Here is a 16,453-nt window from a genome sequence, read left to right on the forward strand (position 1 = left end):
TAAGTTTCAACTACGATTGAATTTATCAATTTGTCAGTTGTGACTAGCTTGATTACTGTCATCGGTGTGAGGATCCCCTTGTTATGAATAAGTTAACCAGTCATTTACTGAAGCTGTTTCCGTTGGCCCTAGGTAGCTCCTTGGCCGTTGTTCCTGGCGCCATGGCCCAGTCCACAGGTGAGTTGGCTACCCCTGGAGATTTCCCCAAAATTAATTATCAGGGTGACAGTCTGGAACTGATGCGTCGTCGTCAGAATGCCGGCACCTTCAATGCGGCTACCCCAGATATCACCGATATGTCCCAGGTGACCAGTGTGTCCGAGTTGCGGGATGTGCAACCCACCGCCTGGGCCTATGAAGCATTGAAAAGTTTGGTAGAACGCTACGGTTGTATTGTCGGTTACCCCGACCGGACTTTCCGGGGTGATCGGGCTCTATCCCGTTGGGAATTTGCCGCTGGTTTAAACGCCTGTATGAACGTAATGGAGCGTTTAATCCAGGAGAACGTGGCGGTTTTACGGGAAGACATTGATAAACTCAAGCGCTTAATGCAAGAGTTTGAAGCTGAATTGGCCGCCCTCGGCGCCCGCATTGATAACCTGGAAACTCGTACTTCCTTCCTAGAAGATCACCAATTTTCCACCACCACCAAGCTGAATGGGGTCGCCGTTTTTGCTTTGGTTGACCAGTGGGGTGGGGACAAAGCTGTGGATTGGCGGCAACAGGACAATATTGACAACTTTGGGGCGGCGGCCCCCGCTCCCGTGGAAGAAAATGCGACCCTCTCCAGTCGGGTTCGTTTAAACTTCGACACCAGCTTTACCGGTAAAGACTTACTGCGTACCCGTTTGCAGGCTGGCAGTGTACCCAACTTGTCTGGTCCCACCGGTACCAACATGGCCCGTCTTGCCTTTGACGGTTCCAGCCCGGACAATAACGTTGACATCAACAAATTGTTCTATCGCTTTCCCATGGGCAACCTGACCACCTGGATTGGGGGTGTGGGATTAGCGTTGGATGACGTATTTAAAACCTACAATCCCTATCTGGAAAGTGGAGACAGCGGTGCATTGAGCCGCTTTAGCCGCTATAATCCCTTCGTAAACCGGGGTCCTGAGGGAACTGGTGGGGCGTTGCGCTATAAATTCAATGACATTTTCACCGTCAGTGCCGCTTACTTGGCTGACACCGCCCAATCCAGCAACCCCTCCGATGATGTTTTTGAGAGCCCCAATGGAAGAAACACTTTCAAAAGTGGTAATGGCTTCTTGAATGGTAGCTATAGCACAGGGGTTCAGTTTGATATCAAACCAGTTGATAACTTCAGCTTTGGTATTTCTTACTTGCACAAGTACTACAGCCAAGGTGATGTTAACTTGACCGGTAGCACCGGTAGCCGCATTGCCAGTAATCCCTTCTACCAGGCGGCCACTACCATGGATACCTATAACCTCCAAGCTACCTGGCAGATCACCGACAAGTTTAATCTTTCCGGTTGGTTTGGTTACGCCAATGCCACAGCCCAAGGTTTCAACACCGGCAATAATCCCCAAAATCGTGATGGTTTAGGCGCTGACCTCTGGACCTGGAATGCTGCCCTTTCTGTCATTGATGTGTTCAAAGAGGGTGCGGTATTGTCCTTGAGTGGTGGTTTGATGCCCTATGCTCCCTACGTTGGTAGTCTGAACGGCGATCGCATCAGCAATGACCGTAACTCCCCTTATATCATCGAGGCCCAGTATCAGTTCCCTGTGAACAAAAATATCCAAATTACCCCTGGTGCCTACGTAATTCTCAACCCTGAAGCCAACAGCAACAATAGTGCCATCTGGGTTGGGGTTCTTCGCACCACCTTCAAGTTCTAGAAACTTTGTAAGGGTAAAAACGAAAACTCACACCAGAACATAACTTCCAAACTTCGGACCCCCGCCTTGTTGGTGGGGGTTTTTTATAGCTAACTGAAATAAGAGTGGGGCGGACGGTGTGTATAATGCTATATTATAAATAATGACTAAACTAATAAGCAATTTATGGCATACGATCTAGATTTACGACTAAGAGTAATAAGTTTTCTAGAAGAAGGGAATGGTGTAACGAAGGCATCAAAAATATTTAAGGTAGGTAGAGAGACAATTTATAGATGGTTAAGCCGGGAAAATCTGGAACCAACGAAGGTAAAGAACCGGCGTCGGAAGATAGATATAAAAGAGCTGGAGAAAGATGTGATGGAAAATCCGGATATGCCGATGAAAGAGAGAGCAAAGAAATTCGGTGTAACTCCTAGTGCACTGTCATATAGATTTAAAGAAATGGGAATTACGAGAAAAAAAAACAGTTACTATATAAAGAAAGAGATGAAGAAAAAAGAGCAGAATATCAAAAAATCCTGAAAGAGCTAATTCTAATTTATGGGGTTGCAAGCCTTGTATTCATAGATGAGGCTGGTTTTGAGGAGTTTGCCTCTTCAGTGTACGGATGGTCAAAAAGAGGAGAGAGAGTATATGGGGAAAGGCAAGGAAAAAGAGGAAAGAAAGAAAACCTTGTGGCAGGTAGAAGAAAAAACAAAAAAGAGCTGATAGCACCGATGCTATTTAGTGGAAGTTTAAACGCCGAAGGTTTTGAAGGATGGCTTGAATTATACCTGATACCTGCATTAACAATTCCATCGGTATTAATTATGGGTAATGCGCCTATTCATAGAAAGAGTAGGATTAGAAAAATAGTGGAAGAGGCAGGACATACAGTTTTGTTTTTATAGTTGATTTAATTGAAAGTAAGACACTGACCGGAGCTAAAAGCGTCTTTGGTAAAGACTTTTGTCATCTCAATCTTATTTGAATTGACTATACCTACCTACTCGCCAGATCTTAATGACATAGAGCATGATTTTAGTGCATTGAAAAGAGCAAGAACATACGCCTCTCCAGGTGTAAGCATAGATGAAATTATTCGTAACTACTGTGTAGCATAGTGTCCTATATTTAATTTAACTAGCTATACCTAAGATTTTTGTGGTTTGTTTACCCCCCCCCAACCTCTCACCATCGGCAAGGTGAAATGTGGTTAGTCTTGACCAGGCCCTGACCTGTACTGAAAGAGCTAATATTCTACTAGGGAGATAATTGGTAAATCGGGTAAGCATTGACGGCCATTCAAGGCCAAAAGCTCGATGATAAAAGCGAAGCCTAACACCTCGCAGCCAATCTGATTCAACAATTCTGCGGTGGCCTTGGCAGTACCCCCTGTGGCCATTAAATCATCCACAATTAATACCCGATGATGAGAGGCTAGGGCATCTTGGTGAATTTCCAGCGAATCTTTGCCATATTCCAATTCATACTCCACCCTATGTACGGGGGCCGGCAATTTACCCGGTTTCCGCACTGGGACAAAGCCTGCATTCATTTGATAGGAGAGGGGCATCCCAAAAAGAAAGCCCCGAGATTCTATCCCCACCACATAGTCCGGCGCAAGACCTTGGGCTTGGCACCTTTCCACTAGAGAGTCTATGGTATAGCGCAGTCCCTCTGGGCTATTGAGCAAGGTGGTAATATCCCGGAACATAACGCCTGGTTTGGGGAAGTCCGGTATATTGCGAATCAAAGCTTTTAAATCCATAAGGCAATAGTCCAACGTCTTTGCAGCGAAAGGTTTAGGCTACAGTGTACCGTTAACCACAGCCACGGGAATAATAGGAAGACAACTTTAATCATTGCCTTGGAAACCAGACCCTATCCCACGGTTATTTTTCTTCCTCCTCTTCCTGGAGGGTAACACTGGGGGAAGCGTCAAAAATAGCGTTTAATTTTTCTCTGGCATCATCTACATTAACGGAGCGCATTACTAACAGAGGTTCACTAATGGGCATCCCCTGGTCATCGAACAATTCCGGATGGCTACTCTGGCCAAAGCGACGGGAAAAGCTGTTGGGGGCAGTACGTTGACTACCCATGCTGACGGAAATCAGACTCCGAATCAGGTTGCTGACGGCAAGAAAGGCAATCACTGTAAAGGCCAAAATGTAGATGAGATGCAACACTGAAATTTTCCCCAATTTTGCGATGGCTATCCTGCTGAGCGCCATGGTGGAAATTCCCTTTTGGCATGGAACCGGGCAGGAAAAAGTTTAGGATAGACCGCCTAAGTCCCCCTCTAGCTTAACAAGATTTTTCGCCGTTGACAGGAATTATGCCGTCCTGATCTTTCCACTACTGGGGCATGGCGTAGAGGTCCCGACTGCGACCAAGGCAAAACTTGAGGGAACGGCCGATGGTGGGGTTAGAAAAGGTAGCAAAAACGATCACCGCCGCTAGGGCCAGGCCACCGCTAAGCCAAAAGACGTGGCGATAACCAAACATCTCATTTAATATCCCCATAATCGGTGCGGCAATGGCAATGCCTCCGTCAAAACCACTCATGCAGAGGGCAAAAACCCTACCCCTTTCCTGAAGAGAAGAGCGATCTGAAATGAGAGCAATGGTAGTGGGCAGTAAAATGCCGCTACCGGCCCCTTCCAAGGCAGCAGCGGTTAACAATTCCCAGGAATTATCAGTTTCGGCCAAGCAGACCATGGATAACAAATAGCAAATCAGGCTACTGGCAATGAACAGCCCCCGGCCGTAGCTATCGGCCAACGGGCCCAGAAATACCCGGGGCACGAAACTGGCGATCGCCGCTACACTGTAGAAAACTCCGGCATAGGTGGCCAAGTCAATTTCCCTCACAAACAGGGGTAGAAACGTGGCCAAGTTACCAAATAAAAGTCCGATCAGTAGCAATACCAGAGTTGGCACGGCCATGGAACGACTGGTGAGTAGTTTGCCGATGGACCGGGGAGTGGAATTTTGCTCAAAAATTTGTCCTTCCGCGGTTTTAGCTAGAACCCGATTTTCTTTTACCTGGAGAGCCAGAATAAGGGAGAGAAAACCTAAAAGGGAAGAGATGATGAATAAAAGTTCATAGCCGATCTCTTGGGAAACGTATGCTCCCATCGCTGGGCCAAAACCCATGCCAATGGGCACCGCCAAGCTCATATAACCAATGATTTCCCCCCGTTGTTGAGGCGGAGATAAATCCACTACTAGAGCGTTATAGCCAGTGGTGTAGGCCGCTAGGCAAATACCATGGAAGGCCCGAATCACCATCAAAGCACCGACGCTAGCGGTGAATAGATAGCCTAAAGGAGCAACGGCCACCACCAACGCACCAATAAGAATGGCAATTTTTCTCCCCCGGCGATCGACCAACTGGCCAATCCAAAGACGGGAACCCAACAAGCCCAGGGCAAAACTCCCCATAATCCAACCCACTTGTTGTTTGGTAGCCCCCACGTCCTGGGCATACATGGGAAGGGTCGGTAGGAGAGATGTCAGGCTGAGCCAAAACATCAGCACTGAGGCGAACAACAGAGCAAAGGTCTTCTGAGTGGAAGGAGATAATTGGCGGAGGGTCTGGAAAGAACTCACGGAAAATTAGCTGGAAGGAAAGGTGGCGGAGGACAACTGCTTAAAGTTTCTTTACAGTTCGCCTTTCCATGATAAACCCAAATCCCCTGGCTAGACTGCTTGGTTTCTTTGTACGCAAAATCACCAAAAACCTTACAGGGCATAATACCATTTCTACTTTTCGCCCCTCTGCCTAGCACTAAACTTTAGCCCAAATGGGTACAGTCCATTCATTGCCACAATTCCAAACCCGTAGCGGTGGCCGGTCTGTTCATGGCAGGAATTTTGTGTTGAAAAGGTAAGCAGGGAGATTTTAAGGCATTAGAGTTAACGGCAAAAAGTGACTGGTTGATCTTATGTTTAAACCTTGGTCGGGGCTCCGCAGTTATGGGATCTTCTATCCAATAGAAAAATTTTGACGGTGTGTTCGCCGCGCTCATGGCAGATAATGGGGTTTGAAGGCTGATTAATCCCGCTGTTTCTATGTCTGATACTTTGACTGAACTTTCCCAACAACTCCATGATGCTTCAGAAAAAAAACAGTTAACGGCGATCGCCGCTTTGGCAGAAATGGGGGAAGCAGGCCAGCAGACATTGCTCGATTATTTGGCCAAAAACGTCCCGCTGGAAAAACCATTGTTGGCGGTGGGTAACGCCTATCAAACCCTGAGGAATTTGGAACGAGAAAGTGTGACTCAGCAGTTGCAACAACGTTACCCCAAGGGAATTTTCCCTTTGGATTCGACCCAGGGCATTGACTATCAGCCCCTACAATCAGCTCTGGCGCAACAGGATTTTGAAACCGCTGACGAAATTACCCGGGACAAATTGTGTGAATTGGCCGGGCCTGGCGCCAGCCAAAGACAATGGCTCTATTTCACCGAGGTAGAAAAATTTCCTGCCCTAGATTTACACACCATTAATGCCCTCTGGTGGCTCCACTCCAACGGTAATTTCGGCTTTTCGGTGCAACGGCGACTTTGGTTAGCCTCCGGGAAAGAATTTACTAAGCTTTGGCCGAAAATTGGCTGGAAAAGCGGTAACGTTTGGACCCGTTGGCCCAAGGGATTCACCTGGGACTTGTCGGCCCCCCAGGGTCATTTGCCATTGTTAAATCAATTGCGGGGGGTTAGGGTAGCAGAATCCCTTTACAATCATCCCGTTTGGTCCCAGTACGGTTGGTAAGTTGATCAGTCTGTCTAATCTAATCTGCAATAGATTTTCTTTACTGTTCGATTCACCCATGGAGAGCTTAGCTATTTAGATGGAGTCCTCTTACACCAACGCTTCATCCGGTGCAGTGTAACCTTGCAGATATTCAGGATTAAGGGGACGGAGCAAATCGGTTGCCCGTTGTTTTTGTAGCTCACCACCGGCCACCACTACCAAATATTTGCCCGCCTGGAGTAGATTGCGATAGGGTAGGCTATCCCCACTGCCAAAGCTTAGGCCAACACCACCACCAACAAAGAAACTGCCCATGGCCCCACCGATCGCCCCTAGCAGGCCCCCAACAATATGGTTGCCGGGGTTTCCAGCCCAATCTAATGTATCTAAACCAGTGATGAGGTTAAAACAATAACCCGCAGCAAAACCAAAGGGAACTAGCCAAATGGCCATTAGTTTTGCCCTTTTGATAGCTTGCTTTTTGGGGTCCACTAGGCCAAATTCGTCAGCGGTTTTATAGCCGGTGCCAATGATGGTCAAATTCTTTTGGGCAAATCCTGCCTGTTCCAGGGTTGTATAGGCTTCTTCGGCGGCGATACGGTTGGCCACAACGGCGATCAGATAGGACATAAACGGAATAATTTAATGGTTCGGCTTGATGGGTAACTTGGCTATTCTCTCCATTTTAATGCCCTGGGTCGAGAGATCTCTGCTCAACGGCGATCGCCAAATTTTCTCTGCCAAGGAGCGTTGGAGCTTCCCGCTAAAAGTTGCTGGCAAAAGTTTTCTTCCCAGGGGGTCAGGGGCCGCCATTGTCCTGGCTGTAAATTTTCTAGGTCCAAGCGCCAAGTTGCCCCGGATTTACGGAGTTGGGGGGAGCGGCCAGTCACCGTGAGTTCCACCCGTACCAATCGCAATGTGGGAAAACCCACCGCCGCTGTCATCCGTCGTACCTGGCGATTACGCCCTTCTGTCAAAGTTAAGCTCAACCAAGTGGTGGGAATGCTGGCCCGATAACGAATGGGGGGATTCCTGGGCGGAAAATTTGGTTCGGCAATGATGTTGGCGCTCGCCGGTCTGGTGTGATAATCCCCCAGGGTTATGCCCCGTCGCAGGGGTTCTAGATCTGCGTCCGTTGGTGCTCCTTCTACTTGGACAAAATAGGTACGTTGGTGGGCAAACTCCCGGTGAGCCAAACGATTTTGCAATTTCCCGTTGCTGGTGAGCAATAATAAACCTTCGCTGTCTTGATCCAAACGTCCCACAGGATATAGTCCTGGCAAATTAATATAATCCTTTAAAGTCCGCCGGGGATTAGCAGAATTATCCGTAAATTGGCAGAGAACTCCGTAGGGTTTGTAAAAAACAATGGTTTGGGGAGTTTTATTCAACGTAGCGCTAAAGGTCGCTGGGGAAAAGTCCATGGGAAAACTTAATGCAGACGACCAAGGACATAATCCACCAATTCCAAAAGGGATTCCCTCGGGGCGGATATTTCCAGCGCATTGAGATGTTGTCGGGCCAGTTGAGCTTGGCTAGCGGCCAACTCCCTTGATCGCCGGATACCGTCTCCCCGTTCCACCAATTCCAAAGCTTGTTCTAAATCCCCTGCTTGGGAAAATTCTCGTTCAATCAATTTCCCTAGTAAAGGATGTTTTTCCATGGCAAAGAGGGCCGGAGCAGTGATATTACCACTGACCAAATCCGACCCCGCCGGCTTGCCTAAAACCTCGGTGGGGGAAGTAAAATCCAAAATATCGTCGACAATTTGGAACGCTAGTCCTAAGTGCCTACCATAATGATAAAGATGGTCGCACACATCCCGGGGGGCGTCACTGAGTACCCCCGCCGCCTTAGCACTGTTGGCAATCAGAGAAGCGGTTTTAAAATAACTTTTCTCCAGATAGGTTTCCAAATTGGTATCGATGTCAAAGCGATTAATACTTTGTAGAATTTCTCCCTCCGCAAAGTCCCGAATTACCTCCGATAACAATTTCACCACTTCCAAATTATCCAAGTTGGCCAAATACCAAGAGGATTGGGCAAAAAGAAAATCCCCCGCCAAAACCGCCACTCGATTATCAAATAAACTATTTACCGTGGGCACATTCCGCCGCAGATCCGCCTCATCCACCACGTCGTCGTGGACCAAGCTAGCGGTGTGGATCATTTCAGTGATTTCCGCCAAACGTCGATGGCGAGCTGTTAACTCCTGATCCAACAGGGTTGCCCTGGATACCAGAAGCACAATGGCCGGCCGCACTCGCTTTCCCCCGGCCTCAAATAAATGTTCCGCTGCCGCCCCAAGGATAGGATGCCGAGCACCCACAAGCCGCTTGAGGTTATCCGTTAACAAACGGAGGTCTTGGTCAACGGGGGCAAACAGGGAAGTAGTGGAGATCATCGGCTGGCCAGACTTGGCAGATGTGTTTACGAAAGTTTACATATCTTGACGCTTATTTTAAGATAACCCCTTGTGAACGAAAAATGTCGATTCTGGATTTTTGGGGCGATCGCCGCCCTTAACTCGAGTTTGTTCTACTTTTGGGTTGCTGCCAGAGCGAAAAAAATCCCCGGACTCCGGCTAGCTGTGTTAGGCTAGGGATAAGGATTTGCAATCAATTACGGATAGCTCTCCAGGGTCTAGGCTTTGTCTGATCCCCGGTTCTTCTGTGCACCATTGTACTGAATTGTACTATGTCTGGAGCTACGGCGATCGGGGCGGTGGGAGATTCTAGGAAAAAATAATACTGATTCCAGGGTATGGAGCAAGACAAAGGGATTACGGAGTCCCCGGAGTATTGCCCCTGGGTCTGGAAGCAAGGGGTTTTACTTCCCTGGGAGTGGGTCTGGGACGGTAGGGCAGATCACCACAGCTAAATTAATCACAGTAGTTAATGTTTTTGGGGGACATTATGGTTTTGAAGATATTGTTGATAGCATCGGTGTATATTCTGACAATTTATGGGGGTTTGTTACTCCTTAAATATGTCATTGATCAGCAAACAAATAAGTTACAGCCCTAGTTAGATTTGCCCATCAAATTTAAAGTTAACGGGGTAAAAGTTAGTTGTTAATGGCCAGGGCAATGGTTTTCGTTTCCGTTTTTTGTAGATGTGAACATTGCTCTGCCGATGCTGATCTTTGTCTGTCTAAACCTAATTTTTGCCCCACTCAACTAGAGGCACTGGTGTAAAATCTGAGGGCGAACTGCCAAAAGTAATGGGAAAGGGTCAATAGGGCAATCGCTAACCCGGCCGTTGCCAGTAACCAAATGGGGTCAAGGCGGCCCAACATGGCTTCTGCGGGCACTGTGGTTAAAAAAGCGATGGGGATAATGAAAGTGAAAAAAATACGGTAAATGGCGGGATAGGCCACCATGGGATAACGCCCTGCTTCGAGAAACCCCTTCAGCACTTCGGTGACGTTATAGATTTTGACAAACCAAATGCTGGTAGCTCCCAACATAAACCAAAGACTGTAAAGGATTACGCAACCCAACCCCAACAAAACAATGCCCAGCAGTAAATCCCATCCCTTGAGATTTAAGCTCAATCCCGCATAAATGATTAACCCCAGGCCAAAACAAATATCCGGTACGCCCCAGGGCGAAAGTTGCCGCAGGGAAAGCCAAAATTGACTGCTGATGGGTTTCAAAAGTACAAAATCTAGGGTTCCCTGTTCTACATAACGGACAATGCGGTTCAAGTTGGGAATAAATAGGGTGGCGGCCAAACCCTGGAGAATGGTGAACATGCCCAGCACCACCAGGGCTGACTGCCAGTTCCACCCCGCAAAACTATACCCAGTGCGGTAAAACAAAAATAAACTAAATAAACTTCCCCCTAAATTAACGACACTGCCCACGCTGGCGATAACAAAATTAAGACGATACTCTAATTCTGCGGCGATCGCCGTTTGCCAAAACAATCCTAAAACCCGGCGGTAGGTGGAAAAATTAGTCAAGGGTCAAGTTAATCAGTTCAATTGTTTTTTGTCAGAGGGTGTTTTAAATACCGCCCTGATCCCCAAGCTTGAGGTGAAAACTAGATAATAAAAATTCCCCAGTATTGCTGGAGCTTTATAGTTTGTCTAGTTAACCTTTGCCGAAACCTTTGCCTTTATTTTCCGCTGGCAAGCTCAAGCAATGGTTGAGTTGTTCACGAATTTTATCGTGGTCTAGGCCTTGGCCAATCACCACTAACTGATTGGACTTTTCCCCTGTCCATTGGTCATCTTCCAAGCTAAAACGCTTACCGCTGAGATGAAAAATATGTCGCTTTGGACTTTCGTTAAACCAAAGAATTCCTTTGGCCCGGAAGATATTGGGAGTTAACTGGTTATCAAGAAAATACTGGAACTTACGGATGGAAAAAGGCTGATCGCTACGGAAAGAAAGGGATGTGAAGCCATCCATTTCCAGATGGTCACTGCTGTATTTTTTCCCGTGGCTATGGTGATGATCGTGGTTATAGTGGTGGCCATCGTGACTGTGGTTATGGGTGGGATCTTGGCAATCGGGGGCACAATCGTGGTCATGGTGATGATCATGATCATGGCTATGGCCGTGTTCTGGGGTGGCAATGTATTTATCGGATTCAAACAGTCCCACACTGAGAATCAGAGGCAAAGGAACTTCGGCTTTTTTGCTCCGTAGAATCCTTGCCCCTGTTTTTAAATCCCGCAAACGGACTTCCAGTGCATCCACATTCGCTTCGTCCACTAAATCGGTTTTATTGAGAACAATAATGTCCCCATAGGTAATTTGGCTTTGGGCCGCCTGGCTATTGAACAGATCCAAGCTGAAATTTTCACAGTCCACCATAGTGACAATGGAATCCAGCCTGGTCATGTCCCGCAGTTCCGTACCCAGAAAGGTTAGAGCAACGGGTAATGGATCCGCCAAGCCAGTGGTTTCCACCACTAAATAATCAACTTTTTGTTCCCGCTCTAAAACTTTATAAACTGCTTCAATTAGGTCTTCGTTAATGGTGCAACAGACACAACCGTTGCTCAATTCCACCATGTTGTCATCACTAGCAATGACTAATTCATTATCAATGCCAATTTCCCCGAACTCATTGACTAAAACAGCGGTTTTCAGCCCCTGTTGATTGCTGAGAATATAGTTTAAAAGCGTGGTTTTGCCACTGCCCAAAAAGCCAGTGATGATGGTTACCGGCAATCCCTGTTTGGGAACGGCCATTGCTTCTAGGACTTGGGGGACATTGTCAACGGTGGACATATTAGTTCTGCAAACGGAGGAATGTTGGAGCAAGGTAAAGGCGAGGAAAATGGGGACTTTCCCAACCAGTTTTTCAATGGTACCACGGCCCTTTTAGCTAACTTGGTTGCGCCTCTGTTAACGACGACGATCGCCAAGTTTGCGGTAAACGGCCCGAAGATCAACGTTATGGTGGGCTAGGGCCACGAGGGTGTGGTAAAACAAATCGGCTACCTCTCCAGCGATGGCTTCCGGGTCATTGTCTTTACAAGCCATAACCACTTCGGCGCTTTCTTCCCCAATTTTTTTAAGAATTTTATTGTCTCCCCCCGCCAACAGTTTGCAGGTATAGGATTCGGGGGTGGGATGATCCCGGCGATCGCCAATGACCCTGGCTAATTCCGTTAACATATCCGCTGGGGGAGGAGATTTATGGCCGTCCAATTGATGGAAACAACTCCGTTCCCCGGTGTGGCAAGCAATATCCCCTTTTTGCTCAATGGTCAGCAACAACGCATCGCTGTCACAGTCGTAGCGGATGGCTAAGAGTTTCTGGAAATGACCAGAAGTTGCTCCCTTATGCCACAGTGCTTGACGGGAACGACTCCAGTACCAGACTTGCCCCGTAGCCAGGGTTTTAGTCAGGGCTTCTTGGTTCATCCAGGCCAACATCAACACCGTGCCGTCCAAATAATCCTGGGCGATCGCCGGCACCAATCCCTGGTCGTTATAGCGGATTTTGTCGAGGGGGACAGCATTGCCCAAAGGCAAATCAGAGTGGCTCATCAAAGGAATAGTGGGGAATTCCGCCCCGCAGAACGGCTTGACATTTCTCTCTCTAGCCTATCACTGGCCGTATTCCTGCAGGAAGTTGGGCAAGTTCCTTCCTTCCGCCCTGCCCCCATGACCGCTTAAACCCAAGTGGGCTTTGGTTCTATTCAGTGATCGCCTTTTCGTAAACTGCTTTGAGACTCCGGTAGCGGTCTGAATAGTTCTGGATCACTTCCAGGGCAAACATGGGGGTTTCGTGTACCACAAAGAGAAAATGTTCCCGGTCCATGGCCACCAACGTGCAATCGGTTTTGGCGATCGCCGTGGAAGCCCTTTGGTGATCGCTGTGGACAATGGCTCCTATGCCGAAAATCCCTCCGGCCCCAATGGTTTCAATGAACTTGCCTTGCAAAGTCATCTCCACTTCGCCTTCCAACACCCCAAACATACACAACTCCACTGCTCCTTCATGGAAAATCACTTCCCCGGCTTTGTAGTTTTTTTCCACCGTCTTACCATACGCTTGCACGGTATTCATCATAATGCTAGTCATAACAAATTTCTTCCAAAGTTAAGAAAAGGTTAAAGAAAATTGGCTCTGGCCCAAGCAATTAGGCTACCAAGTTTTTCACCTATCCTATCAGTGAAAGAGACAATGGTAGCCTTTAACGATTCTTTAAAGTTTTCCTAAATTGTTCGGAAATTGGTTGTTTAGCGCCAAATTTTTTTCAATACTAGGGCTGGTTTCACATCCGCTTCCCTGCCACTGGGCACCTGTAAACCAATAAATTTTTCTTGATCCGGAGGAATAATGCGGGCGGCGGGGGTTTTACCCAAAATGGCAACGGTGTAGGTACCCACGGCGATCGCCAAATGCATGGGAATTCCTTCCGTACAAACCACTAAATTGGCCCCAGCCAGTAGGGCGGCCATTTTCCCCACATCCCCAGGTCTTACTACTGTTACCCCGGGATGTCGGCTCTGCATAGCCTGCACCCAGCCCGTATCCTCCGCCGGAGGAATCAACACAATTTTCAAGCCTGGCTGTTTTTGACGAATATCTTCCATAATTTCATGCCACTGGGCAATGGGATAGGGAAAATCCCCCGTGTCTAGTTGACGCACAGCTCCGCCATTGAGCACAACATAACCATTACCCCCCAGATCTAACTTCTTTTGGGTTGCTTCCATCCATTCAATATCCGCCCTGGGTAGGGTAACTTGCAATGGAGGACAGGGTTTATCAATGCCAAAGCCTTTGGTTAGATCATGGAATAAAAAAGGCACATACTGATCTGGTTTAAAGGGCACCGTCGCCGACAAAAAGAGACTACCTTTTCCCTGGTAACCCACCCGCAGGGGAATGCCATTGAGCCAGAGCAGCAACTCAAGGGTCCATTGGCGAGCCACTGTCATCACCGCCTCGTATTCCCGGTCACGAATGACCCCCAGCAGATTGAGAAAGTCCGCCAAGCCGTTGCGGTCGCGATAGTCGAAGGCCAGCACCTCATTCACCTGGGCACAAATTCTGTAGGCTGACTTTGCCCTGGGCTCCACAATGACGTCAATCGTTGCTTGGGGATATTGCGCCTTGAGGGTGGCAAGGGTTGGAAAAAAAAGGATTTGCTCAGAGATTCCACCGGGGACAAGGGCTAGGACGCGCATTATTCAAAACCTGGAACAGCAGCAAAGGGCGTTTTAATCAGATTCACTATAGCAACTTTTTCGCCAATGCCAGCCCCGGAAGTTTCAGCACCATCTAGGATAATCAATGACCCCATGGACCAGTACAAAAAAAATGAATCGGTTCGCACTTTGGCAACCTCAAACTGAGCCAAGACATTTCAGGAGTAAGAGGCCTGACCATTAAGCAAGAAACTTGCTGTCCTGGGTTGTAGTCTGAACATCTAGCTAGAATTTGCTCTATTTTTATGGCAATTTGCTTTGGCTCAGGGAGGCCGTTGCTCAGTGGACAAATTATTGAAAATTGCCCAGCTCATTGATCGATGTTTAGCTGGAATTGGTAAATTTACCGCCTGGCTAGTACTGGCAATGGTACTAATTGGCGGTTGGAATGTGGTGGGGCGTTATCTGGGACGATTGGTGGGACAAAATTTAGCGTCCAATGGTCTGCTGGAGGCCCAATGGTATTTGTTTGATTTGGTTTTTCTCCTCGGTGCCGCCTACACCCTCCAAACCAATGACCATGTGCGGGTAGATATTTTCTACAAATCCCTCGGCGATCGCCAGCGGGCCTGGGTTAATTTACTGGGCACTTGTTTATTTTTATTTCCCTTTTGTGGACTGGTGATTTTTTACTCCTGGGAATCGGTGCTTAATTCCTGGCACATTTGGGAAACTTCTCCTGATCCGGGCGGTTTGCCCCGTTACCCAATCAAAACAATGATTATTGTTGGCTTTGTTCTACTCATTTTCCAAGGTATTGCGGAAGTAATTAAAAATCTGGCGATCGCCATTGGCTACGCAGAAACAGAGGTGAGGGATTAATGGAAAACTATGATTGGTTGGGGCCAATGATGTTTGTGGGAGCCTTGGTATTCCTTGGCTTTGGTTATCCCGTTGCTTTTTCCCTGGGGGGAGTCGCGATCTTATTTGCCATCATCGGAGCTGCGTTAGGTTCTTTTGACCCCATTTTTTTATCTGCCATGCCCCAAAGAATTTTTGGCATCATGGCCAATGGCACTCTCCTAGCCATTCCCTTCTTTATTTTCTTAGGATCAATGCTGGAGCGGTCTGGCATTGCCGAGCAATTGTTAGAAACCATGGGTATTATCCTGGGGCATTTGCGGGGAGGCCTAGCCCTGGCAGTAATTCTGGTGGGTACTATGCTCGCGGCGACTACCGGGGTTGTGGCAGCCACTGTGGTGGCCATGGGGTTAATTTCCTTGCCTATCATGTTGCGCTATGGGTACAGCAAAGAGCTAGCTTCTGGGGTAATTGTTGCTTCCGGCACCCTAGGACAAATTATTCCCCCTAGCGTGGTTTTGATCGTTCTAGCTGACCAATTGGGGGTTTCAGTGGGGGATTTATTCATTGGTTCCCTCCTGCCGGGGTTGATGATGGCTGGTAGTTTTGCCCTCTACGTCCTCATCATTGCCTGGCTCAAACCAACCTTAGCCCCAGCTTTGCCAATGGAGGTGAGAAATATCGGCGGCCAGGAATTACGCAGGCGCATTGTTACGGTTATGCTCCCCCCCCTAATTTTAATTCTGCTGGTATTGGGGAGTATTTTCTTCGGCATTGCTAGCCCCACGGAAGCGGGAGCTGTGGGCTCCATCGGGGCGATCGCCCTGGCTTATTTTAATCAACGTCTGAACTGGAAATCCCTCTGGCAGGTGTGTGACGCCACCCTCCGCATCACTAGCATGGTCATGCTAATTCTCTTGGGATCCACCGCGTTTAGCTTAGTATTCCGGGGACTAGAAGGCGATCGATTTATGTTTGATCTTTTGGCTAATGTACCCGGTGGCCAAATCGGATTTTTAGCCATTAGCATGTTGACCATTTTTATATTGGGATTCTTCATTGACTTTTTTGAAATTGCCTTTATTGTTTTACCCTTATTCAAGCCTGTGGCGGAAGCACTAAACCTCGATTTAGTTTGGTACGGCGTCATTGTGGGGGCTAATTTGCAAACTTCTTTCCTCACGCCGCCCTTTGGTTTTGCGCTATTTTATCTGCGGGGAGTGGCACCGGCTAGCTTGACCACTGGGCAGATTTACCGAGGAGCCGTACCATTTATTGGCTTACAAATTTTAGTGTTATTGTTGATTATTGTTTTCCCTGCCTTGGTCAACTGGCTACCTTCTTTAAGCGTTCAATAAAA

17 protein-coding genes are annotated in these 16,453 nt (G+C 47.8%); 6 read left to right on the top strand and 11 right to left on the bottom strand.

What is annotated here, in order from left to right; translation table 11 throughout:
- Positions 1-83: 83 nt before the first annotated feature.
- The 3 genes from D082_RS01925 to D082_RS18890 all read left to right on the top strand — a co-directional run bounded on the left by D082_RS01925 (position 84) and on the right by D082_RS18890 (position 2,758).
- Positions 84-1,865 (top strand): iron uptake porin, encoded by a 1,782-nt coding sequence (locus tag D082_RS01925; protein WP_028948683.1) that lies wholly within the window; start codon positions 84-86, stop codon positions 1,863-1,865.
- Positions 1,866-2,030: 165 nt separating this feature from the next.
- Entirely contained in the window at positions 2,031-2,390 is a 360-nt protein-coding gene (locus D082_RS18885; protein ID WP_028948682.1) for an IS630 transposase-related protein, read from the top strand.
- Between the two features lie 77 nt (positions 2,391-2,467).
- A complete protein-coding gene (locus D082_RS18890; RefSeq protein ID WP_238546796.1) occupies positions 2,468-2,758 on the top strand; it encodes a transposase in 291 nt (96 codons plus the stop codon).
- Between the two features lie 341 nt (positions 2,759-3,099).
- Here the strand turns inward: D082_RS18890 and apt are convergent, their stop codons facing one another.
- The 3 genes from apt to D082_RS01945 form a co-directional block, all read right to left on the bottom strand.
- On the bottom strand, positions 3,100-3,618 hold the full coding sequence (apt, locus tag D082_RS01935; RefSeq protein ID WP_028948681.1) for an adenine phosphoribosyltransferase: 519 nt from the start codon (positions 3,616-3,618) through the stop codon (positions 3,100-3,102).
- A 124-nt stretch (positions 3,619-3,742) separates the two neighbouring features.
- Positions 3,743-4,039 carry a DUF2973 domain-containing protein gene (locus D082_RS01940; protein WP_028948680.1) on the bottom strand — a complete coding sequence of 99 codons (297 nt, stop codon included), beginning with the start codon at positions 4,037-4,039 and terminating at the stop codon, positions 3,743-3,745.
- A 169-nt stretch (positions 4,040-4,208) separates the two neighbouring features.
- A complete protein-coding gene (locus D082_RS01945; protein WP_028948679.1) occupies positions 4,209-5,465 on the bottom strand; it encodes an MFS transporter in 1,257 nt (418 codons plus the stop codon).
- Between the two features lie 462 nt (positions 5,466-5,927).
- Between D082_RS01945 and D082_RS01950 the strand changes: the two genes are divergently transcribed.
- Positions 5,928-6,629: a GUN4 domain-containing protein gene (locus tag D082_RS01950; RefSeq protein WP_038529920.1), complete on the top strand. Its 702-nt coding sequence runs from the start codon at positions 5,928-5,930 to the stop codon at positions 6,627-6,629.
- 90 nt (positions 6,630-6,719) lie between these two features.
- Here the strand turns inward: D082_RS01950 and D082_RS01955 are convergent, their stop codons facing one another.
- The 8 genes from D082_RS01955 to D082_RS01990 all read right to left on the bottom strand — a co-directional run bounded on the left by D082_RS01955 (position 6,720) and on the right by D082_RS01990 (position 14,271).
- Positions 6,720-7,241 (bottom strand): hypothetical protein, encoded by a 522-nt coding sequence (locus D082_RS01955; RefSeq protein ID WP_028948677.1) that lies wholly within the window; start codon positions 7,239-7,241, stop codon positions 6,720-6,722.
- Positions 7,242-7,324: 83 nt separating this feature from the next.
- Positions 7,325-8,035, bottom strand: coding sequence for a pseudouridine synthase (locus tag D082_RS01960; protein ID WP_071880766.1), 711 nt, complete (start codon positions 8,033-8,035; stop codon positions 7,325-7,327).
- 8 nt (positions 8,036-8,043) lie between these two features.
- Complete coding sequence (gene sds, locus D082_RS01965) at positions 8,044-9,015, bottom strand: solanesyl diphosphate synthase (protein WP_028948675.1); 972 nt, start codon at positions 9,013-9,015, stop codon at positions 8,044-8,046.
- A gap of 770 nt (positions 9,016-9,785) precedes the next feature.
- A complete protein-coding gene (locus D082_RS01970) occupies positions 9,786-10,478 on the bottom strand; it encodes an ABC transporter permease (protein ID WP_028948674.1) in 693 nt (230 codons plus the stop codon).
- A gap of 229 nt (positions 10,479-10,707) precedes the next feature.
- Complete coding sequence (locus D082_RS01975) at positions 10,708-11,856, bottom strand: GTP-binding protein (protein ID WP_028948673.1); 1,149 nt, start codon at positions 11,854-11,856, stop codon at positions 10,708-10,710.
- Between the two features lie 117 nt (positions 11,857-11,973).
- Positions 11,974-12,621, bottom strand: coding sequence for a bifunctional phosphoribosyl-AMP cyclohydrolase/phosphoribosyl-ATP diphosphatase HisIE (gene hisIE / locus D082_RS01980; RefSeq protein WP_028948672.1), 648 nt, complete (start codon positions 12,619-12,621; stop codon positions 11,974-11,976).
- Between the two features lie 148 nt (positions 12,622-12,769).
- A complete protein-coding gene (locus tag D082_RS01985; RefSeq protein WP_028948671.1) occupies positions 12,770-13,159 on the bottom strand; it encodes a cyclic nucleotide-binding domain-containing protein in 390 nt (129 codons plus the stop codon).
- 158 nt (positions 13,160-13,317) lie between these two features.
- The gene (locus D082_RS01990) at positions 13,318-14,271 is read right to left on the bottom strand and encodes a glycosyltransferase family 9 protein (protein ID WP_028948670.1); all 954 of its coding nucleotides are present in this window, start codon (positions 14,269-14,271) and stop codon (positions 13,318-13,320) included.
- Between the two features lie 303 nt (positions 14,272-14,574).
- Here D082_RS01990 and D082_RS01995 point away from each other — a divergent pair, with 303 nt between their 5' ends.
- Complete coding sequence (locus D082_RS01995) at positions 14,575-15,114, top strand: TRAP transporter small permease subunit (protein WP_028948669.1); 540 nt, start codon at positions 14,575-14,577, stop codon at positions 15,112-15,114.
- Entirely contained in the window at positions 15,114-16,451 is a 1,338-nt protein-coding gene (locus tag D082_RS02000) for a TRAP transporter large permease subunit (protein WP_028948668.1), read from the top strand. The genes D082_RS01995 and D082_RS02000 overlap by 1 nt, the downstream gene beginning before the upstream one ends.
- Positions 16,452-16,453: the final 2 nt, after the last annotated feature.

Origin of the sequence: Synechocystis sp. PCC 6714, assembly GCF_000478825.2 — a bacterium.
Taxonomy (GTDB): Bacteria; Cyanobacteriota; Cyanobacteriia; order Cyanobacteriales; family Microcystaceae; genus Synechocystis.